Annotated in this window: 12 protein-coding genes; 1 reads left to right on the top strand and 11 read right to left on the bottom strand. The window is 75.1% G+C overall.

The genetic code is table 11. The annotated features are described in order from the left end of the window. The first annotated feature begins 23 nt into the window (after window positions 1–23). Window positions 24–512: a GNAT family N-acetyltransferase gene (locus ABZ836_RS16975; RefSeq protein WP_356134514.1), complete on the top strand. Its 489-nt coding sequence runs from the start codon at window positions 24–26 to the stop codon at window positions 510–512. A 115-nt stretch (window positions 513–627) separates the two neighbouring features. Here the strand turns inward: ABZ836_RS16975 and ABZ836_RS16970 are convergent, their stop codons facing one another. From ABZ836_RS16970 to ABZ836_RS16920, 11 genes are all read right to left on the bottom strand, one after another. Next, the gene (locus ABZ836_RS16970) at window positions 628–1,761 is read right to left on the bottom strand and encodes an acyl-CoA dehydrogenase (RefSeq protein WP_356134516.1); all 1,134 of its coding nucleotides are present in this window, start codon (window positions 1,759–1,761) and stop codon (window positions 628–630) included. Beyond that, window positions 1,758–2,948 carry an acyl-CoA dehydrogenase family protein gene (locus tag ABZ836_RS16965; RefSeq protein WP_356134518.1) on the bottom strand — a complete coding sequence of 397 codons (1,191 nt, stop codon included), beginning with the start codon at window positions 2,946–2,948 and terminating at the stop codon, window positions 1,758–1,760. The genes ABZ836_RS16970 and ABZ836_RS16965 overlap by 4 nt, the downstream gene beginning before the upstream one ends. Before the next feature lie 16 nt (window positions 2,949–2,964). Continuing rightward, the gene (locus ABZ836_RS16960; RefSeq protein ID WP_361142858.1) at window positions 2,965–4,383 is read right to left on the bottom strand and encodes a condensation domain-containing protein; all 1,419 of its coding nucleotides are present in this window, start codon (window positions 4,381–4,383) and stop codon (window positions 2,965–2,967) included. Beyond that, window positions 4,380–7,739 (bottom strand): amino acid adenylation domain-containing protein, encoded by a 3,360-nt coding sequence (locus tag ABZ836_RS16955; protein WP_361142856.1) that lies wholly within the window; start codon window positions 7,737–7,739, stop codon window positions 4,380–4,382. Before ABZ836_RS16955 ends, ABZ836_RS16960 begins: the two co-directional genes overlap by 4 nt. Further along, the gene (locus ABZ836_RS16950; RefSeq protein WP_361142853.1) at window positions 7,732–11,838 is read right to left on the bottom strand and encodes an amino acid adenylation domain-containing protein; all 4,107 of its coding nucleotides are present in this window, start codon (window positions 11,836–11,838) and stop codon (window positions 7,732–7,734) included. Before ABZ836_RS16950 ends, ABZ836_RS16955 begins: the two co-directional genes overlap by 8 nt. A 121-nt stretch (window positions 11,839–11,959) precedes the next feature. Further along, entirely contained in the window at window positions 11,960–13,288 is a 1,329-nt protein-coding gene (locus tag ABZ836_RS16945; protein WP_356134526.1) for an MFS transporter, read from the bottom strand. Window positions 13,289–13,350: 62 nt separating this feature from the next. Further along, entirely contained in the window at window positions 13,351–14,454 is a 1,104-nt protein-coding gene (locus tag ABZ836_RS16940) for a winged helix DNA-binding domain-containing protein (protein ID WP_361142850.1), read from the bottom strand. A 193-nt stretch (window positions 14,455–14,647) separates the two neighbouring features. Continuing rightward, window positions 14,648–18,595: an amino acid adenylation domain-containing protein gene (locus ABZ836_RS16935; protein ID WP_361142847.1), complete on the bottom strand. Its 3,948-nt coding sequence runs from the start codon at window positions 18,593–18,595 to the stop codon at window positions 14,648–14,650. Next, window positions 18,592–19,818: a cytochrome P450 gene (locus ABZ836_RS16930; RefSeq protein ID WP_361142844.1), complete on the bottom strand. Its 1,227-nt coding sequence runs from the start codon at window positions 19,816–19,818 to the stop codon at window positions 18,592–18,594. The genes ABZ836_RS16935 and ABZ836_RS16930 overlap by 4 nt, the downstream gene beginning before the upstream one ends. A 1-nt stretch (window position 19,819) precedes the next feature. Continuing rightward, window positions 19,820–20,032, bottom strand: a complete 213-nt coding sequence (locus ABZ836_RS16925; protein WP_361142841.1) for an MbtH family protein — start codon at window positions 20,030–20,032, stop codon at window positions 19,820–19,822. Between the two features lie 212 nt (window positions 20,033–20,244). After that, on the bottom strand, window positions 20,245–20,994 hold the full coding sequence (locus ABZ836_RS16920) for an alpha/beta fold hydrolase (RefSeq protein ID WP_361142839.1): 750 nt from the start codon (window positions 20,992–20,994) through the stop codon (window positions 20,245–20,247). Window positions 20,995–20,997: the final 3 nt, after the last annotated feature.

Raw genomic sequence — 20,997 nt, 5'->3', positions numbered from 1 at the left:
GGAGCGCGCACACCTGCTGGTGCATGGCGTGGCGGCTGACCACCGGTGACTACGGGCGGATGACCGCCGACCAGCGGGGGGAGCACCTGCGCTCCCTGGTGGAGGCGGCCGACCCGCCGCCGGGGGTGCTGGGCTACGTGGACGGCGAGGTGGCCGGCTGGTGCAACGTGGCGCCGCGCGAGCAGTTGGACCGGCTGGCCTCGTCGCGGACGATGCCGCCGGTGGACGAGGTGCCGGTGTGGTCGGTGACGTGCTTCGTGGTGCGCAAGGAGTTCCGCGGGCAGGGTGTGGCCTCGGGGCTGCTGGAGGGCGCGGTGGAGCACGCGCGGGTCAACGGGGCGCCGGCGGTGGAGGGTTACCCGGTCGACCCGGAGGGCGGCCGGGTCAACCCGACGCTGGCGTACGTGGGGACGATGGAGATGTTCGAGCGGGCCGGGTTCCGCCGGGTGGCGAGGACGGAGGCGAAGAGCGACAAGCGGTACCGGTGGGTGATGCGGCGGGACCTCGGGTGAGAGGATCCGCCCGCCGCGGATCCGCCCGCCACTGATCCGTTGGCCGCGGCGTGGCGGGCGGGCGAGGGCGAGGGAAGGGGCTCCCGGGTGGGGGCCCCTTCCCCCGTGGGCGCCGTCAGGGGGTGTGGGCGGCGAGGTCCCAGAGGTGGGCGGGACGTCCGCAGCGCAGGGCCTCCCAGGCGGCGCGGCGGTAGCAGCCGGCGACCGGGCCGTCCTTCACCAGGCCGAGCGCGCCGTGCAGGTGGACGGCGTCCCGGGTGACGTCGAGCGCGGTCTCGGCGGTGAGCGCGATGAGGCCGGCCGCCTCCCCCGGCGTCAGCCGTCCGGCGTCGAGGTCCTTGGCGGCGTCCCCGACCGCCCAGCGGACCGCGTCGAGCCGGGCCAGGAGCCCCGCCACCCGCAGCCGGGGCCCCTGGTGCTTGACCAGGGCCTGCCCGAACTGCCGGCGGCTGCGGATGCGGGAGACCACGGCCGTCAGCGCTGCGGCGGTGATCCCCGCGAGCAGCGACGCCTGGTGCACGGCGGCCCGCAGTCCGGCCCGGGCGAGCGCCTGCTCGGCGGCGACGCCGCGCAGCACGACGGCGGTGGCGGGCAGGCGCACCTCGTCGAGGTCCGCGGCGGCGATCGCGCCGCCGCCGTGGTCCCGCAGGGGGCGCAGGGTGACGCCCGGGGTGGGGAGTTCCACCAGGGCGACGCACGGCCCGTCGGGGCCGGAGGCGGTGACCAGGAGGGAGCCCGTGCCGACGCCGGCGGCGAAGGGCCCGCCGGTGCCGGTGAGCACCACCCCGCCGTCGTCCCCGTCGGGTTTCCAGCCGATGCCCGGCGGCACGGTGCCGCGGGGGTCGGGCAGCCTGCCGGGCACGGCGAGGGGGTGGGCGCCGTCCCGGACCCGGTCGAGGACCGCGTCGAGCCCCTCCGGGGCGAGGGGGCCGAGGCCTGCCAGCAGGTCGAGGGCGAAGAGGGTGTCGGTCAGCGGGACGGGCTGCATCGCGTTGCCGCCCTCCTCGCAGACCATCGCCAGCACGGCCTGCCCGAGGTCGAGGCCGTCCATCGCGATCGGCAGGGCGAACTCCCAGGCTCCGACCTGGGTCAGTGCCTCCCAGGTGTGGCCGGGCGTTCCGGCGTCGATCTCCAGGCCCTGCCGGACGGTGAGCCTGAGCTGCCGGAAGAGGGCGTCCTCGTCCTCCCGCTCCCGCCACCGCTCGGCCGGCTCCCTGTCCTGCGCCGTCTGTCGTGCCTCGTGTGTCACGGCCGTACCTCCGCCCCGGAGTCGAGACGCAGCCGGGCCAGCGTCTCCAGCATCATTTCGGCGGTGCCGCCGGATATCCGCATCCCGGGGGCTTCGCGCATCGCCGAGTCCAGTGGGTGTGCCACCCCGTCGGTCGCGGGGTCGTCGAGGGTCATGCTGTGGTCGCCGTCGAGTTCGGCCGCCCACCAGGCGACCTCGGCGGCGAGTTCGGTGGTGTACCACTTGGCCGCGGCCGCCTCGTCCTCGTTGAGCTCGCCCCGGTCCATGCGGGTGAGGACCCGGCGCACCAGGGTGCCGGCGGCCAGCAGCCGGGCGTTCAGCTTGGCCAGGCCGATCTGGTCGTGCTGGCCGGCCTCCAGCCGGTCGGTGTGGGCCTCGAGCCGTTCGACGGCGGCCCGGTACCAGCGCAGCGCCTTGACGTAGTAGTCGAGGCCGGTGCGTTCGAAGGCGAGGGTCTTGACGACGATGGCCCAGCCCTGGCCGGGCTCGCCGACCACGTCGTCGGCGGTGACGGCGACGCCGTCGAGGGTGACCTCGTGGAAGGCGTCGTCGCCGATGCCGGGGATGGCCCTGATGGTGACGCCGTCCTGGTGGAGGGGGACCAGGAACAGGCTGAAGGCGTCGTCCTCGCCGCGTGCCAGGCACAGGCCGTAGTCGGCGAGGCCGGCGAACAGCGAGTGCACCTTGGTGCCGTAGAGCTTGTAGCCGCCGGCGCCGTCGGCGACGGCGCGGGTGGAGAGGATGTTGAGGTCGGAGCCGGCCTGCGGTTCGCTGAAGAGGACGCAGCCGAAGGCGGTGCCGGCGGCGAAGCCGGGCAGGTGGCGGGCCTTCATGGCGGGGCTCGCCACGTTGAGCAGGGTGGAGCCGACGATCTGGACGGTCAGGGTGTGCAGCAGGTCGGGCACGTCGTGCATGGCCAGTTCCTCGACGAGCACCGCGGCGGCGACCTGGCTGACGCCGCGGCCTCCGTACTCCTCGGGCCACTGCGGGGCGAGCAGTCCCGCCGCGCCGAGGGCGCGGTGGACGGGGCGCGGGTCCCTGGTGCGCCGGGCGGCGGCGACGGGCGCGGACACCAGGAGGTCGTGGATCTCCTCGCGGAGGACGCGCATGGGCGTACGGGGTACGCCGTCGCCGGAGCGGACCAGGCCGCAGTCGGCGGGGGCCCGGTAGAACTCGGTGGTGAGCAAGGGGTACTCCCAGGGGCTAGAGGGTGATCCCGGGGGCGGAGGGGGAGGCGGCTGCGCGCCGCAGGACGTCTTCGACGCCCGTGAGCAGCGCGGTCACCTCCTCGGGGGCGGCGGCCCGGCGGTTGAACTCGGCCGTGCCGCCGATCTCCCCGTCGCGTTCGACCAGGCCGATGCAGGCGAGGGTCGCGGCGGGGTCGGGACTGTACAGCTCCAGGTGGCGCGCGGGCGGTCCGGGCAGCTGGCTCACCTCGATTCCGGGCAGGCCGAAGGGGACGGCGGGGTAGTTGTGGAGGGCGAACAGCACGCTGTACGGCTGGACGCCCGGGGCGAACAGTTCGTCGACGGGCAGGCGCTGGTGGGTCAGGCCGTCGGCGACCGCGGCGCGGGTGCGGCGCAGGAGTTCGGTGAAGGACGGGGCGCCGGAGAGGTCGATCCGGAGCGGGATCACGGTGGTGAACTGGCCGACGGCGCCCTCGAGCCGGGCGGCGAACCGGCCGGCGGCGGGGGTGCCGACGACGACCTCGGTGCGTCCGTCGCGGGCGGCCAGGACGACCGCGAGGGCGGCGAGCAGCGTCATGAACGGGGTGGCGCCCCGGGCCGCTCCGAGGGCCAGGCCGGCGTCGAGCGCGCTGCCCGGTCCGCGGGCCAGCCGGACGGGCAGGTGGCCCCGTTCGAACCCGCCGGCCGCGGGCGGGGCCGGCGGGAGTCCGTCGAACGCGGCGCGGCGTGCGCGCAGGGCGGCGGCGCCGTCCGGGGAGGCGAGCCAGCGCCGCTGCCAGTCGGCGTGGTCGGGGAACTGGAGTTCGGGCGGGGTGAGGCTGTCGGCGCCGTGGCGGTAGCCGGCCGCGAGGTCGGTGAGGAACACCCCGGAGGACCAGCCGTCGAAGACGGCGAGGTGCGAGGCGAGGACGAGGACGTGCTCGTCCGGGGCGAGGGTGAGCAGTTCGAAGCGGCTGGTGCGGCCTGCCTCCAGGGACAGGACCGTGGCGGCGCTCCCGGTGAGGGCGCGCAGGACGGCCTCCCGGCGGACCTCGGGCGTGTGTCCGCCGAGGTCCGAGCGGGTGAGCCGCAGGCAGGGGGCGTCGTCCACGGTAAGGAGCGGCGGTCCGCCGTCCGGCGGGGCGGCGATCCGGCAGCGCAGCGCCTCGTGGCGGGCAAGGACACCGGTGAGCGCCTCGCGCAGCCTCCCGTGGTCGAGGCGTCCGGTGAGCCGGACCGCGTGGGATCCGGTGCCGCTGCCCGGCGCCGACCGCTGTTCGCGGCGGAGCAGGCGGGCCTGGAGCGCGGTGGCGGGCACCGGCCCCGCGCCGGAGCGCGGGGCGGGGGCGGCGGGCACGGGGGCGCGGGCGGCGAGGAGCATGCGGGCGAGTTCCCGTTTGGCCTCGGGCAGGGCGGCCAGCGCCCGGTCGACGCCGGCGGGCGCGGGGCCGGTCATCGGGCGCCGTCCGGGTCCTGCAGGGAGCTGAGCAGTGCGGCGGCCTCGTCGTCGCTCATGTTCTCGATCTGGTCGAAGACGGCGAGCAGGCGGTCCTGTTCGCCGGCCGCCTCGCTCCGCGCGGCGCGGACCAGGTCGGCGAGTCCGGCCACGGTCGGGCGGCCGAAGAAGTCGGCGAGCGCGATGTCGATGCCGAACAGGGCGCGGACGCGGGAGACCACGATGGTGGCCTGCAGGGAGCTGCCGCCCAGGGCGAAGAAGTCGCCCTCGACGTCGGGGGTCGACCACTCCAGCAGCGGGGTGAGGATGTCCCGGCAGATCTGCTCCTCGACGGCGTCGCGCGGGGCGGTCCCCCGGTCGCCGGCCTGCTCGGCGGGGAGCGGCAGGGCCGCGGCGTCGACCTTGCCGTGCGGGGTGAGGGGCAGTTCGTCCAGGACGACGACGACCGGGACCATGTAGCCGGGGAGGCGGGAGGCGGCGTAGGCGCGCAGGGCCTCGGCGTCGACGACCTCGGAGGCGTAGGAGCCGACCTGCTCGGCGGTGACGTAGGCGACGAGCATCCGTTCGCCGCCCGCGGCCGGCCGGGCGACCGCCACGGCCTGCTGGACGGCGGGGTGGCCGAGGAGGACGTTCTCGACCTCTCCGGGCTCGATGCGGTGACCGCGCAGTTTGAGCTGGCGGTCGGTGCGGCCGAGGAACTCCAGGTTGCCGCCGGGCAGCCAGCGCACCAGGTCCCCGGTGCGGTAGAGGCGCTCGGTCTCGGGGCCGTCGGCGTAGGGGTTGGCGACGAACCGTTCGGAGGTCAGCTCGGGGCGGCCGAGGTAGCCGCGGGCGATGCCGGGGCCGGCGACGCAGAGTTCGGCGGGCACCCCGGGCGGCACCGGGCGCAGCCGGGCGTCGAGGACGAAGGCCTGGTGGCCGGGCATGGGCCGGCCGATGGGCGGGTTGCGGTCGTAGGCGCCGGAGCAGTCCATGAGGGTGACGGCGACGGTGGCCTCGGTGGGTCCGTAGCCGTTGACGAAGCGGCGTTCGCCGGCGGTCCACTCGGCCACCAGCTTGCCGGGGAAGGCCTCTCCGCCGACGGAGACCAGCCGCAGCGCGGGCAGCGCGGACTGGTCGAGCAGGGGCAGCAGCGCGGGCGGGAGTTCGGCCACGGTGACCGCGTCCTCGCGCATGCGGGCCTGGAGGAGCGCCGGGTCGCGGCGTTCCTCGTCGTCGGCGACGACGAGTTCCCCGCCGGCCAGCAGGGTGGCGAAGACCTCGAAGACGGAGACGTCGAAGGTGAGCGGGGCGAACTGCAGGACGCGGTCGGCGGGGCCGATCTCGTAGGCGCGGGCGATGGCGCGGGAGAAGTGGGTGACCGAGCGGTGTTCGATCATCACGCCCTTGGGGGTCCCGCTGCTGCCGGAGGTGTAGAGGACGTAGGCGAGGTCGGCGGGGGTGGAGCTCGGGGGCAGCGAGGGCACCTCGCGCACGGGCGCGGTGGTGCCGGTGGTCACCTGCTCCAGCGGCAGGGGCAGGTCGGCGGAGCCGTCGACCAGGGCGTGGCGCACCTTGGCGTCGGTGAGGACGGTGCGGGTGCGCTCGGCGGGTGCGGCCGGGTCGACGGGGACGTAGTGCGCGCCGGCCTTGAGGGTGCCGAGGAGCGCCGCGACGGCGGCGGGGCCGCGTCCGAGGCGGACGGCGACCGGGTCGCCGTGGCGGACGCCGCGGTCGCGCAGGCGGTGGGCGATCGCCTCGGACCAGCGGTCGAGCGCCGCGTAGTCGAGGGTGGAGCCGCCGTGGCGGACGGCGACGGCGTCGGGCTGGATGGTGGCGCGTTCACGGAAGGCGCGGTCGAGGGTGGTGGTCCAGGCGGTCTCGTCGACCGGGCCGCCGCGGGAGAGTTCGCGGGCGTGCCGGGAGGCGGCCGGTTCCTCGACCAGGGTGAGGTCGCCGACGCGCAGGTCGGGGTCGTCGGCGACCTGCTCGATGACGCGCCGGAAGGCGGCGAGGAGCGCGGAGGCGGTGCCGTGCCGGTAGAGCGAGGTGTTGTACTCCAGCGACAGTTCGAGCCCGTCGTTCTCGCCGACCAGGAAGCTCATGTCGAACTTGGCCGCCCCGTCGTGGAGTTGCTCGACGGCGAACTCCACGCCCGCGGCCTCGGCCCGGTGGGCGCCCCAGCGGCCGAGCGAGGTGAACTCGATCTGGAACAGCGGGTGGCGCAGCGGGTCGCGGGCCGGCCGGACGGCGTCGACGACCTGCTCGAAGGGGAGTTCGCTGTGGGTGAAGGCCTCCATCACGGTGCCCGCGGTACGGGTGATCAGCTCGCGGAAGGTGAGGCCGTCGGACACCTCGGTGCGCAGGGTGATCATCTGGACGAAGCAGCCGATGACGCGTTCCAGGTCGGGGTGCGGGCGGGAGGCGCTCGCGGTGCCGACGACCACGTCCTCGGTGTGCGTCCAGTGGCGCAGCAGGGCGTTGAAGGCGGCGAGGAGGGTGGTGAAGACGGTGGTGTCGGCGCTGTCGGCGACCGCCTTGAGGCGGTCGAGCAGCGTCTCGTCGAGGGTGAGGGACAGGCCGCGGCCGTCGCCCCGGGTCTCGGGGCTGCGCGGGTGGTCCGGCATGACCTCGGTGGCCTCGGCGCCGGCGAGCAGGTGCCGCCACTTGTCGGCCAGGGCGCCGCGGTGCTCGCCGTTGTCCAGCTTGGCGCGCTGCCAGGCGGCGAAGTCGGCGTACTCTACGGGCGGTTCCTCGGTCCTGGGCCGGTCGCCGCGGGCCGCCGCGGTGTAGCAGGAGGTGAGTTCCTCGGCGAAGACGCGGGTGGAGCCGGGGTCCCAGGCGATGTGGTGGACGACCCAGAGCAGCACGTGCCGTTCGGCGGCGAGGCGCACCAGGTGGGCCCGCACCGGCGGGGCGGTGGCCAGGTCAAAGGGGGCGGAGGCGCAGGAGGCGGTGAGCTCGGCGAGTTCGCGCTCGGGGTCGTCGCTGTCGGCGAAGTCGCTGGTGCGGATGCCCAGGACGAACGACGGGACCGGTTCCTGCCACGGCACCCCGTCGACCTCGACCAGCTTGCTGTGCAGCACCTGGTGGCCGGCGACGACGGCGTTGAGCGCCTCGTGGAGCGCGGCCCGGTCGAGGGGGCCGTCGAGGCGTATCGCCAAGGCTATGTTGTTGCGCGCCCGGCCGGCGCCGAGCCGGTCGACGAACCACATCTGCTCCTGCTGGAAGGAGGCGCGGGAGCGGGGGCCGTGGTCGGTGCGCTTGAGTTCGTTGCGCGGGCCGACCCCGGCGGTCATCTGGTTGCGCATCCGGCCCAGGAGCCGGGACCGCTGTCCCTGGGGCAGCCGGCCGAGCCGTTCGGCGAGGTCAGACATGGGTTCCTCCGTTGCGGTGCAGGTCGGCCAGCAGTGCGGCGAGCCGGTCGGGCAGGTGCTTGGCGAAGTAGTGCCGGCCGCCGGGGATCACGGCGAGCCGCAGGTCGCGGGCGTAGCGGCCCCAGGCGCGGTGGCCCTGTTCGTAGTCCCTGGTCGCGTCGTCGGCGTCGCCGACGACGCAGGTGACCGGGGTGTCCAGGGGGGCGCCGTAGCCGTCGGGGGTGCGGGCGAAGAAGCGGGCGGCCTCGGTCATGTCGTGCCGGACCATCCGGAGCACGGCGGTCAGGTCGCTGTCGTCGAGGACGCCGTCGAAGCCGTCCATGGTGGTCAGGTAGCCGACGAGGTCGTCGTCGGTGGAGACGCGTTCCATCTCCAGGGCGAAGTCGGGGTCGTCCTCGGGGAGGGCGGCCGCGAGGTGGAGGGCGAGGGGGCGCAGGCCGTCGCGTTCCAGGACGCGGGTGGTCTCCAGGGCGGCGACGACGCCGGCGCAGTGTCCGTAGACCGCGAACGGGCCGGTGACGGCGCGGGCGATCTCCCGGGCGGCGAGTTCGGCGAACTCGGTGACCGGCAGCATCGGACCGGGATCGAGGGGGTCGTGCCCGGGCGGGGAGACGGCCACCAGGTCGATGTGCGGGGGCAGGCAGGCGGCCAGCGGCCGGTAGGCGATGGCGTCGCCGCCGCCGTGCGGGAAGCACACCAGGGTGAGCGCGGGAGGCCCGCCGTCCGCGGGCCGCTGCGAGAGCCGGTGCAGCAGCCGGTGCGCGGGCCTGGGGGCCACGGGCCCGGTGGGGTCCGCGAGTTCGGCGGCGCGGGCGGCCAGTCCGGCGGGGGTGGGACGGCTGAACAGGTCGACCACGCGCAGGCCGCGCGCCTCGGGCAGGGCGTCGGCGACGGCCCGTACGGCGCGGACGGCGGCGAAGGAGTCCCCGCCCAGGTCGAAGAAGTCGTCGTCGGGTCCGACGGCGGGCAGGCCGAGCACCTCGGCCCAGACGGCGGCGACGCGCAGGGCCGAGCTCCCGGCCGGCCCGGGCGCGGTCCCGGGCGCGGTCCCGGGGGCGGCGGCGGGTGCCGCGGTGCGCGGCTCGGGCAGGGCGTTGCGGTCGACCTTGCCGTTGGGGCTGAGCGGCAGCCGGTCGAGGACCACCAGGTCGGCGGGGACGCAGTGCGGCGGGAGGACGGCGCCCAGGGCGGCGCGCAGGGCGGCGGGGTCCGGAGCCGTGGCGCCCTCCTCGGGGACCACGTAGCCGGTGAGCCGGTCGGAGCCGGCGGCCTTCCGGGCGACGACCACGGCCTCGCGCACGCCCGGCTGTCCGCGCAGCGCGCTCTCCACCTCGCCGGGCTCGATGCGCAGCCCGTTGAGCTTGATCCGGAAGTCGGTGCGGCCGAGGAGTTCGACGGTGCCGTCGGTCCGGTACCGGGCGCGGTCGCCGGTGCGGTACAGGCGTTCGGTGCGCCCGGTCTCCAGTTCGACCTGCACGAACTTCTGTTCGGTCAGCTCGGGCCGGTTCAGGTACCCGCGGGCCAGGCCGACGCCGCCCAGGTGGAGTTCGCCGGGCACGCCGACGGGGACGATCCGGTCGGCCGCGTCGAGGACGTACGCGCGCTGGTTGGCCATGGGGCGCCCGTAGGGCAGCTTGGTCCAGCCGGGTTCGACGCGCTCGACCCGGTACTCCAGGGAGTGGATGGACGCCTCGGTGGCTCCGCCCAGCGCGGCGAAGGCGAGGCCGGGGGCGAAGGCCCGCACGCGGTCGGGCTGGTCGACGGGGATCCAGTCGCCGCCGAGGAAGGCGGCGCGCAGCGAGGGCAGGCCCTCGCCGCCGTCGTGCTCGAGCTGGTCGATCAGCAGCCCGAGCAGGGCGGGGGCGGAGTTCCACACGCTGACGCGGTGGCGCCGGATCAGGTCCGCCCAGTGGGCGGGGTCCTTGACGGCCGCCGGGTCGGGCAGGACGACCGTGCCGCCGGCGGCGAGCATGCCGAGGGTCTCGTAGACGCTCATGTCGAAGCTGGGCGAGGACAGGGCGAGCACCGCGTCGTCGGGGCCGATGCCGTAGGAGCGGTTGAGGTCGAGCAGGTTGTTGACCACGCCGCGGTGCTCGAGGGCGATGCCCTTGGGCGTGCCGGTGGATCCGGACGTGAAGATGACGTAGGCGAGGTCGCGCGAGGTGACGGGGACGTCGGGGCGGGTGGCGGGCAGCGCCTCCAGGTCGCGGCGGTCGGTGTCCAGCAGGATGCGGGTGGTGGCGTCGCCCAGCGGCAGCCGGCCGGCCAGTTCGGAGTCGCTGACCACGATCGGCGGCGCGGCGTCCCGCAGCAGCAGCCCCAGGCGCTCGGCCGGGTAGTCGGGGTCGAGCGGCACGTAGGCGGCTCCCGCCTTGAGCACGGCGAGGACGGCGGTGACCAGGCCGGGGCCGCGGCGCAGGCACAGGGCGACGGTCCGGTCGGGGCCCGCGCCGGCCTCGACGAGCCGGTGGGCGAGGCGGTTGGCCCGCTGCTCCAGCTCGCCGTAGGTGACCGCCCAGCCGCCGGCGCCGCCGCAGACGACGGCCGCGCTCCCCGGACGCCGGTCGGCGTGCTGCTCGAAAAGGTGGTGGAGGCAGGCGTCCTGCGGGAACGGGGCGCGGGTGGCGTTCCAGTCGTCGAGGGCGGTGCGGCGCTCCTCCTCGGTGAGCAGCGGCAGCGCGGCCAGCGGCTCGGCGGGACGGTCGACGGCGGCCTCGAGGGTGGTGAGGAAGTGGCCGAGGAGGCGGTCGACGGTGGCGGCGTCGAAGAGGTCGGTGGGGTACTCCACCAGGGCGCGGACCGAGTCGCCGGCGTCGTGGACGCTGATCATCAGGTCGTACTTGGTGGCACGGGAGGAGAAGTCGACGGCCTCGGTGGCGAGTCCGGCGAGCCGGGGGGCGGTGTCCGCGGTCTCGTCCAGCAGGAACATCACGGAGGTCAGCGGGGGGCGGCTGGGGTCGCGCGGCAGTCCGACCGCGTCGACGATCAGGTCGAAGGGCAGTTCCTGGTGCGCGTACGCCTGGAGGGTGGTGCGCCGGGTGTCGCGGACCAGGTCGGCGAAGCCGAGGCCGCCGCCGGTGCGGATGCGCAGCGGGAGGGTGTTGACGAAGAAGCCGATGAGGTCGCCGAAGGCGGGGTGGTCCCGGCCCGAGACGGAGGTGCCGACGACGATGTCGTCCTGGCCGGTCCAGCGGCGCAGGGTGGCGGCGAAGCCGGCCAGCATCGTCATGTAGAGGGTGGCTCCCTCGGAGCGGCCGAACTCCCGCAGACGGGCGATGAGCCGCGGGGGGAGGTCGATGTAGCGGGAGGCGCCGGCGTGGCTGAAGACGGGCGGCCGGGGACGGTCGGTGGGCAGGTCCACGGGGGCGGCGCCGGCCAGCTCCTCGCGCCAGAAGGCGGTGAGGCGTTCCCGTCGCTCGCCGCCGACGCGGCGGCGCTGCCAGGCCGCGAAGTCGGCGTACTGGAGGGCGGGCGGGGCGGGCGGTTCGCCGTCGGCCCCGGTGCGCAGGGCGTAGGCGCGTTCCAGTTCGGTGGTGAGCAGCCGCATCGACCAGCCGTCGGTGACGATGTGGTGCAGGTTCAGCACGAGGACGTGGTCGTCGGCGGCGAGCCGGGCGAGCGAGGCGCGCAGCGGGGCAGCGCCCGCGAGGTCGAAGGGGGCCGAGGCGTCGGCGTCGTAGAAGGCGCGGACGGCCGCCTCGTCGGGGAGGTCGGTGACCGGCAGCGGCAGCCGGTGGCCGTCCAGCACCCGCGGTACGGCCTCGGCGGCGCCGGGCACGTCCCGGTAGACGGTGCGCAGGACCTCGTGCCGGTCGACGACGTCCTGGAGGGCGCCGTGCAGGGCGGGGACGTCGAGGGGGCCGCGGATGCGGGTGGCGACCGGCACGTTGTAGGCCGGGCTGCCGGGCTGGAGCTGGTCGACGAACCACAGGCGGCGCTGGGCGAAGGAGAGCACCGGGGCCTCGGCGGGGTCCCTCGGCGCCGGCTCGGACTCCTCCGGTGCGGTGGACCGTCCGCCGGCGCGGCCGGCGAGGGCCTGGAACAGTGCCCGGCGGGCCTTCGGCAGTTGGGCTATGCGTTCGGCGAGGGACTCGCTCACCTGGTGCCTCCGTGCGTCTGGTGGAGAGGGAGAGGGGTACGGCGAGGGCCGCGCGGGGCGGGGCCGCGACCGGGCGGGCGCCGGCGTCGCGGCCGGCGCCCGCATCGGTCCGCGGGAGGGGCTAGGCCCCGACCTTGGTGCCGTCCGCGGTCGGCCCCGCCGCGTCGGCCGCGAGGGCGGCGTCCCCGGTGGAGGCGGCGCCGTCGGAGGTGCCGTCGGGGGTGTTGTCGCCGCCGGGCATCTCCTTGATGGCGGCGACCGGGCCCTTCAGCAGCGTCAGGCCGCCGAGGACGGTGATCGCTCCGGCGACGGCCAGGCCTCCGGTGAGGCCGACGCTCTCGCCGAGCGCGCCGCCCACGAAGTAGCCGAGCGACAGCGCGCCGTACACCGCCGAGAGGGCGGCGCCGCTGACGCGGCCCATCTGCTCGTTCGGGGTGACGCCCTGGACCAGGCTGAGGACGTGGATGTCGAACATCGGCGAGACGAAGCCGATGACGGCCTGCACCACGATCAGTCCGACGAAGCCGGCGACCGCGCCGCCGGTCGGCACCAGGATGTAGCCGATGCCCAGCACGACGGCGGTCAGGACCAGGGTGCGGCCGACCGTGAGGACCTTGGTGACCTGCTCGGAGAGGACCGCGCCGGCGATGACGAAGACCGACATCACGGCGAAGGCCACGCCGACCTGGCCGGGGCTGAGGTCGAGGACCTGGTACGCGTACACGATCAGCAGCGCGTCGCCCATGGCGGCGCCGAGGTTGACCACGACGTTGGCGGTGAACAGGCCGCGCAGCACCGGGGTGCCGAAGAGGGTCTTCAGGCCCTCCTTCATCTCGGCCTTCGCGGAGGCCTTGGTCTCCTCCACCCGGGCCCGGCTGTCGCGCTGCCGGATGAACAGCAGGGCGGCCAGCGAGATCAGGAAGGTGAAGGCGTCCACGGTGATGGCGCGGGCCGCGCCGAGCAGCTGCATCAGCGCGCCGCCGGCGCCCGCGCCGACGGCCTCGGCGAGGCTGCGGCTGATCTGCAGCTTGGTGTTGCCCTCGACGAGGTTCTCGGTGCCGATCAGCTGCGGCAGCCAGGACTGGTAGGCGACCTCGAAGAAGGCGGTGAGGACGCCGGAGACGCCGGCCACGATGTAGACGTGCGTCATCGTGACGGAGTCCAGCGCGAAGGCCAGCGGGATCGAGCCGAGCGCGGCGAAGCGGCCGAGGTCGGCCACGATCATGATGGTGCGGCGCGAGACCCGGTCGGCCACGAGGCCGGCGACCGGGGCGAGCAGCAGGAACGGGAGGAAGCGCAGAGCGCCGAGGACACCGACCTCGAACGCTCCCCCGTCGAGTATGACGACCGCGAGGGTCGGTAGTGCGAGCAGGGAGATCTTGTCACCGAAGTTGCTGACGGTCTGCCCGAACCACAGCCGGTTGAAGTCGTGATGCCGACCGAGTGCCATGTCGACGCCCTTTTCTGGTGGGGGACGGTATGTCGAACGGCACCGAACGTAGGAAGGGCGGGTTAGGGCCCGGTTACGAATCCGCGCGGCCGGAGACCGGTCGTGGAGTGCGTATGAGAGTCGTTGTAGAAGCGTGCGAGGTCGGCGCTCTCCCGCTCGACGCCCTCACCGATCCGCTCCGCGTCGGCGGAGTCGTCCAGTGCCCCGCCGGGGAACGGTTCGACCACCGGCTGGGTGCCGCGCCGGCCGCCCGACCAGGTGGCCACCGCCAGCCCGTCCACCAGGACGGTCGCGCGGATGACGCCGCCGCCCGGCCACACCCGGCGCTCGTGCTCGGCCGGCACGGACAGCTCCCTGCGGCGGTGGGCGAGCAGGTAGTTGTCGTAGGCGGGCAGCAGCCGCACGTCCCCCTGCGGGGCTTCCGCGGGGACCTCCTCCCACCGCGGTTCGCCGGCCGCGGCCCAGGCCTTGCGGCAGACGGTGGTGCGCAGCCCGGACCAGTGGGCGAGGTCCGCGGCGTCCGAGGGGCCGTGGGCCCGGCGGTAGCGGCGGGCGAGTTCGGCCACGGCCGCGTCGCCGGTGAACGGGAGCGGCCCGGTCGCGGGCAGCCAGGAGTCGAGGGGGACGAACGTCGCCTCCCCGGCCCGCTGGGGGCCGTGGCAGATCAGCCCGGACAGCGCCGCCCGGCGGATGAGGTGGAAGGCGGCCTGCCCCTTGCTCTCCACGCCCAACGAGCCCAGCCGCTCGGTGAGTTCGGCACGGGTCAGCGGGCCCTCGCCGTCCACGGCCCGCAGCAGGAGCCGGTCGGCCCGTTCGCACAGGCGCTCGTCCAGGCCGAGTTCGCGGAGCCTGCGGACGCCGAGCGCCAGGTGCACCGGGCCCAGCAGGGCGAGCAGCCAGCGGGCGTCGCCCGCCGCCACCAGCTGCAGCGTGCCGCGCATGAACCAGCCGCGGATCGCGGTGCGTTCGACGTCGGTGGCGCGCCGGACGTCCTCGGCGGTCAGGCCGGCCACCCGGACCCGCAGGCCGAGGGCCGCCGCCGTGAGGTCCTGCGCCTGGACGGCGAGCACCCGGTCCAGGGCGGCGGCGACGGTGGTCTCCCGGACCCCGCCGGCGATGGCCTGTGCGCGCGCCCTGAGCAGCCGGTCGGCAGTTCGTCGGTCCATGGGGTGCAGTCTCGCACCGAGTCGGCGCGGACGACCCCGGAACGGCGCACACGACGATCAGGCCCCGGCGCACACGATGATCAGGCCCCGCCGCCCACGATGATCAGGCCCCGCCGCCCACGACGAGCAGGCCCCGCGCCGGGCCCTTGGGGAGCCCGTGGCGCGGAGCCTGACCGGTCGTGCGGCGCGGCCGTCAGCCCCTGCGGCGCAGGACCGCGTAGTAGCCGGGCAGCAGCAGGGCCTCCGCGTCGGAGCGGGGGTCCAGGGCGTGCAGCTGGATCGCCCGGTCGTCGAGGATCTCCCAGTCGTCCGCCGGGAAGGCGGCGGCCAGTTCGGGCCGGGTGAAGCGCTGGGAGTGCCGCACGCCGGCGGCCTCCAGCGGCCCGACCAGGTCCTCGGCGCGGCCGCGCTTCCCGCCGACGAAGCCGAGGTAGCCGAAGGAGTTGCTCGAGTAGTCGGGCTCGTGGACGATCAGCACCCCCTCGGGGCCGAGCAGCCGGCCGGCCACGGTCGCGAGGCGGGCCCGGGCCGCGCCGTCGAGGACGTGGAAGACGCCGCGGACGAAGATGTTGTACGGGCCCTCGCCGAGGGCGGCGGCCTGCTCGGCGTCGGTCATGTCGACGGCGAGGTACTCGACGTTGGGCACCCCCTCCGCGGCGGCCTCGCGCACGGCGTGCTCGATCGCGCTGGCCGACACGTCGACCCCGACGACCCGCGGGTAGTGGGGCGCCATCTCGCGGCTGTAACGCCCGTTGCCGCAGCCGAGGTCGATGACCGGCAGGTCGTCGCGGAAGTGCTGCCGCGCCTGGCCGAGCAGCCACCGGAACTCCTCGCCGCTGTCGGCGTCCCAGATGACGTCGCCGCCGCGTCCGGTGCGCCGGATCCCGGCCCAGTACCGCTCCCAGGCGTCGCCGGTGTCGCGGGCCTCGGCGGGGCCGCCGTCGGTGTCGCCGCTCTCGCCGGGCGGCGGCGAGTACCGCCCCCAGACGTCCTCGCCGCCGAGTTCCTCGAGCAGCGCGACGAACTGCCGGAACATCGCCTCGATCAGTCCGTCCGGGTACACGGCGGGCAGGTAGTCCCAGTTGAAGGTGAGACCGCCGGCCTTCTCGAAGACCTGGAAGTCCAGGGAGACCTGCGGGGTCTGGGAGATGCCGTAGACCGGCACGCCCAGTTCGTTCTCCTCGTACTGCGGCGGGTGGCCGGCGAGGCTGGTCATCACCACGGGCATGGCGGGCGCGAGGGTGCCGCGGAGCTTGGTCAGCTCCCGCAGGACCTGGACGCCGCTGAAGTAGCGGTGCTCGAGGTCGGCCCACAGGCGGCGCTGCACGGCCTGGGCGCGTCCGGCGAAGGTGGTCTCCTCCTGCTCCACGGCGAGCAGCAGCGTCGTGGTGGTGTCGGCGAGCAGGGAGTTGACCTGCGGGTGGAGCGGGAGCCGGTTGAAGAGGGGGAAGTTGATCGTGAAGCGGGCCTGGCCGGAGGCCGTGCCGAGGACCTCGGCGTAGGCGGCCGCGAGCACCCCGGACGCGGTGACCTTGCGGTCGCCGGCGTGCTCCTGGATCCGGTCCCACAGGGCGGCGGGCACCACGTGGCTGAGCCGCTCGAAGCGGACCGGGCGGGCCGGGGCGTCGGCGGGCCGCTCGGGGAGCTGGGGGGCGGGGGGCAGGGTGGCGAGGCGGTCGCGCCAGTACCACTCGGAGCGCCGGTAGAGCTCGCTGTCGCGCAGGGAGTCGGCGACGGCCAGCACGTAGTCGCGGAACGTCAGTTCCAGCGGCGGGAGTTCGGCGCCGGGCTCGGTGTAGTAGGCGACCAGGTCCGGGACCAGGACCTGGAAGTAGCTCCAGGCGTCGGCGACCAGGAAGTCCAGGCACAGGTGGACGCGCGCCCTCCCGCCGCCGAGCAGGCTGATCCGCACGTCGAACAGCGGCCAGGCGTCGGCGTCGAGCACCTGGTGGGACAGGCGTTCGCGCAGCGCGGCGAGTTCGGCCTCACGGGCGGCGGGGTCGAGGCCGCCGAGGTCGGTCACGGGGATGTCGTACGGGGGGATCTCCTCGAACACCTGCTGGGTGCCGTCGGGGAGGACGCGGGTGCGCAGCGCGTCGTGGCGCTCCACGAGCCGGCGCCAGGCGGCCTCGAAGCGGGGGACGTCGAGCCGCTCGCTCTCCCACTCGAAGTAGCCGTGGCAGCCGACGTTGCCGAGGTCCACCAGTCCCCCGCGGCCGATCCACAGGGCCTGCTGGCTCTCGGTCAGCGGGAACGGCTCGAACCGGGCGTCCGGGTCGGGGACGATCGCCGGCAGGCCGCCGAACTCCCCCCGTCCCCCGGTCCGTTCGGTGACGATCAGGGCGCCGAGTTCGGCCACGGTGGGCCGGGCGGACAGGTCGGAGAGGCTGAGCTCCACGCCGTAGCGGCGGCGGATCTCGTCGATCAGCTGGAAGGCCAGCAGCGAGTGGCCGCCCAGTTCGAAGAAGTTGTCGTGGATGCCGACGCCCTCGGTGCGGAAGGCCTCGGCCCACAGGCGCACCAGCGCGTCCTCGGTCTCGTCGCGGGGCGGCTCGTACCCCGTGGCGACGCCCTGCCGCGGCTCGGGCGGCTCGGGCAGGGCCCGCCGGTCGACCTTGCCGTTGGGCAGCCGCGGCAGGGCGGGCAGCACCACCACGGCGCCGGGCACCATGTAGTAGGGCAGGGTGCGGGCCACGGCGGCGCGGACGGCGCCGGGGTCGCAGGGCCCGGTGCCGTCGGGCGAGACGTAGGCCACCAGGCGCTTGTCGTCGGCGCCGCGTTCCTGGGTGACGACGACCGCCTCGGCGACGGAGTCGACCCGGGCGACATGGGTCTCGACCTCGCCCAGCTCCACACGGAAACCGCGGATCTTCACCTGGGCGTCGGAGCGGCCGAGGAGTTCGACGGCGCCGTCCTCGCGGCGGCGGGCCAGGTCCCCGGTGTCGTAGAGCACCGGGTGGGGGTCGCCGGGGACCACCCCGGTGCGGAATTTGGTCGCGGTCAGCTCGGGCAGGCCGTGGTATCCGGCGGCCACTCCGGCGCCGGAGACGTGGAGCCGTCCGACCTCGCCGTCGGCGACCGGGCGGTCCTCCTCGTCCAGCAGGTGCGCCCGCATGTTGGCGATGGGCACCCCGACGGGCACCTGCCGGGTGGCCCGGATCCCGGCCGGCGTGGCCTGGCTGGTGAAGTCGACGCCGGCCCCGAGGTCGAGGCAGGTCAGCACGTTGGTGGTCTCGGTCGTGCCGTACGTCATCACGACGCGGAAGGGCGTGTCGGTGGGCGGCCAGGAGTGCACCCGCTCGGCGGTGGTCACCAGGACGCGCAGCGCGGTGTCCGGCGCCCAGTCGAGCTGCCAGACGGGCTCGGCGAGGGCGGCGACGAGCATGGTGTGGGTGATCCGTTCGGCGGCGAGCCAGTCCCGGATCTGCTCGGGGGTCTGCGCCCGGCCGGTCTCGGGGATGTGGACCGCCGCGCCCAGCGGCAGGTAGGGCAGCCACTCCATGATCTGCACGGCGAACCCGGGCGTGGACATCCAGGAGGCCCGGTCGCCGGGCCGCACCCCGTAGGCGCGGCCGGTCCAGTGGACCAGGTTGGTGAGGGCGCCGTGGCGCTCGAGGACGGCCTTGGGGGTGCCGGTGGAGCCGGAGGTGTAGATGAGGTGGCTGACGGTGTCGGGGCCCACGAGGACGCCGGTCGGCGTCTCCGGCCGGTCCTGGCCCGCGGTGGCGACCTCGACGCGGGCCATGTCCTCGGGTATCCGCGGGGCGATCTCGGCCGGGGTGAGGACGAGCAGCGGGCGGGCGTCGCCGATCATGGCGGTGAGCCGCTCGTCGGGGTTGACCGGGTCGAGCGCCACGATGGCGGCGCCGGTCTTGAGGATCGCGAGGGAGCCGATGACGTGGTCGGCGCTGCGCGGGTAGCACAGCCCCACCCGCTCGCCCGGGGCCGCGCCGCGCGCGATCAGTGCGTGGGCCAGCCGGTTGGTGGCCGCCTCGAGTTCGGCGAAGGTCCACACCCGGGCGCCCTGGACGAGGGCGGGGGCGTCGGGGGTCCTGGCGGCCTGCCGGGCGAGGAGCTCGGCGTACCCCTCGGCGGGGAAGTCGGTGTCGGTCCGGTTGTAGTCGATCAGTGCGGTGGTCACAGCGCGGCCCTTTCTGCGGGTGGGAGAGCTCGGCTGCGCAGCAGCCGGACCGGGAGGCTGGTGATGCCCCAGGTGAAGTTGGACGAGTTGAACAGCGCCGGGCCGGTGAGCTCGAAGCCGTCCAGGGCGCCGAGCATCTCGGTGAGCAGGGCGCCGAGTTCGAAGCGGGCGAGCCGTGCCCCCAGGCACAGGTGGCGGCCGTGCCCGAAGGCGACGTGGCGGTTGGGGCGGCGGTCGACGCGGAAGGCGTGCGGGTCGGTGAAGACGTCCTCGTCGCGGTTGGCGGAGACGTTCCACAGGGTCACCCGGTCGCCCGCGGCGACGGGTGTCCCGGCGATCTCGGTGTCGCGCAGCGCGGTGCGCAGGGCGTGGACGCCGGGGGTGGTCCAGCGCAGGATCTCCTCGACGGCCGGGGCGACGCCCTCGGGGCCGAGGCGGCGCAGCAGTTCCCACTGCTCCGGCAGCCGGGCGAACATGTGGACCGCGCCGGCGGCGGAGTAGCGGGTGGTCTCGTTGGCCCCGGACAGCACGCCGTTGCAGTTGAAGACGATCTCCTCGTCGCTGAGCGGCCGTTCGGTGCCGTCCCCCTCGTCGACGAGGGTGTCGTGGGCGATCTGGCTGACCAGGTCGGTGCCGGGGCGGGCCCGCCGTTCGGCCAGGAGCTCGATGAAGTAGAGGAAGATCTCGGAGTGGGCGTTGCTGCGGACGGCCTCGTCCGGGGAGTCGAAGGCGTCGGTGGTGAGCGCCCCGATCCACGCCCAGTCGGCGCGCGGGATGCCCATCATGGCGCAGACGACCCGGTTGGGGAGCTGCTTGGCGAGGTCGATGAAGTCCAGTTCGCCCGCCTCGGCGGCCTCGGCGACCAGGTCGGCGACGACGTCGACGACCAGGGCCTCGAGCCGGGGCATCTGCTGCGGCCCGAACGCCTGGTACAGGGCCCGCTTGAGCCGGGTGTGGTGGGGCGCGTCGGAGACGATCAGCATCCGCTGGGTGACGGCGGCGACGGCGGCGGGTTCGCTGCCGAGCCGCATGCCGCGCGCGGAGCTGAAGGTGTCGCTGTCGGCGTACACGTTCACGATGTCGCGGTGCTTGCTGAGCACCCAGAAGCCGTCGCCGCCGGGTTCGGGGTGGCGGTACACGGGCGCGTTGGCGCGCAGCCAGGCGAAGGTGTCCCAGAAGTCGTCGCGGCGGAACGGCTCCGGGTCCAGCAGGTCGATGTGCATCTCAGGCTCCTCGGCCCGCGGGCGCGGCCGCGGCGGCCGCCGCCCGGGCACTGCGGGGGCGGATGTCGGTCCAGTGCGCGTCCACGTGGGCGACGCACGCGTCCTCGGTGCCGCTGAACCCGGCCGGCGTCCAGCCGTCGGGCACCTCGCGCTCCGCGGGGTACAGCGCGTACTGCTCCTCGTGGTTGACGAGGACCTGGTAGGTGGTGGGCACGGCTCCTCCGGCTCGGTTCGCTCGGTCGGCTCGGTTCGCTCGGTTCGCTCGGTCGGCTCGGTTCGCTCGGTCGGCTCGGTCGGCTCGGTCGGCTCGGTCGGCTCGGTCGGCTCGGTCGGTGGCGTCGGCCTGGGCATCGGCCTGGGCATCCGCCTGGGCGCCGGCCTGGCCATCGGCCTGGGCTCCGGCGTCGGCGTCGGCGTGGACGTCGGTCAGCCGACGGGGGCGGCTGCGGGGGTGCCGTCCCGCAGCAGCCCGGTGAGGTGGGCCAGCAGCGGCTCCGGGCGGCGCAGCACGGCGTGGTGGCCGCCCTCGACGTGGTGGAGGCGGAAGCCGCGGCTGGTGACCGCGGCCCAGCCGGCCATGTCGTCGGCGGTGACGGTCTCGTCGCCGCGGGCCCGCCAGGCGTGCACGGGCGCCGGGACGGGGTCGCCGGGGGTGTGGGTGTAGCTCAGCGACAGCACGGCGTCCTTGCGGAGCATGGCGACCATCAGGGCGCGGGTGTCCTCGTCCAGGAAGGCCGGGTCGAGTCCGGCGGTGTCGAAGAGCTTGTCGAGTTCGTCGGCGTCGTCGACGATGCCGCGGCCGGCGCCGTCCCAGTGTCCGGGCGCCCGGCAGCCGCTGACCACCAGGGCGTCGGGGGTGACGCGCCGGGCGAGCTCGTAGCCGAGGAGCCCGCCGAAGCTGTGGCCGAAGACGACCAGCCGGCGGCCCGCGCCGACGATCGGCCGCAGTTCCCCGGCGACGGCGTCGACGGCCTCGCCGAGGGTGTCCGGCATCGGCTCGCGCCAGCGGTTCTCACGGCCGGGGAGCTGGACGCCGTGCACCTGGGCGATCCCGGTCAGCGCGGGGATCCAGGAGCGGAACTGGTGGCAGCCCGCGCCGGCCGGCGGGAGGCAGAGCAGCACCGGCAGTTCGGCGTCCCCGGGGCCGGCCGGCCAGGTGGAGATCCAGGCGCCCACGGC

The organism is Streptomyces sp. NPDC047130 (assembly GCF_040643475.1).
Lineage (GTDB): Bacteria > Actinomycetota > Actinomycetes > Streptomycetales > Streptomycetaceae > Streptomyces.
This window is presented reverse-complemented; position numbering and strand designations above follow the sequence as displayed.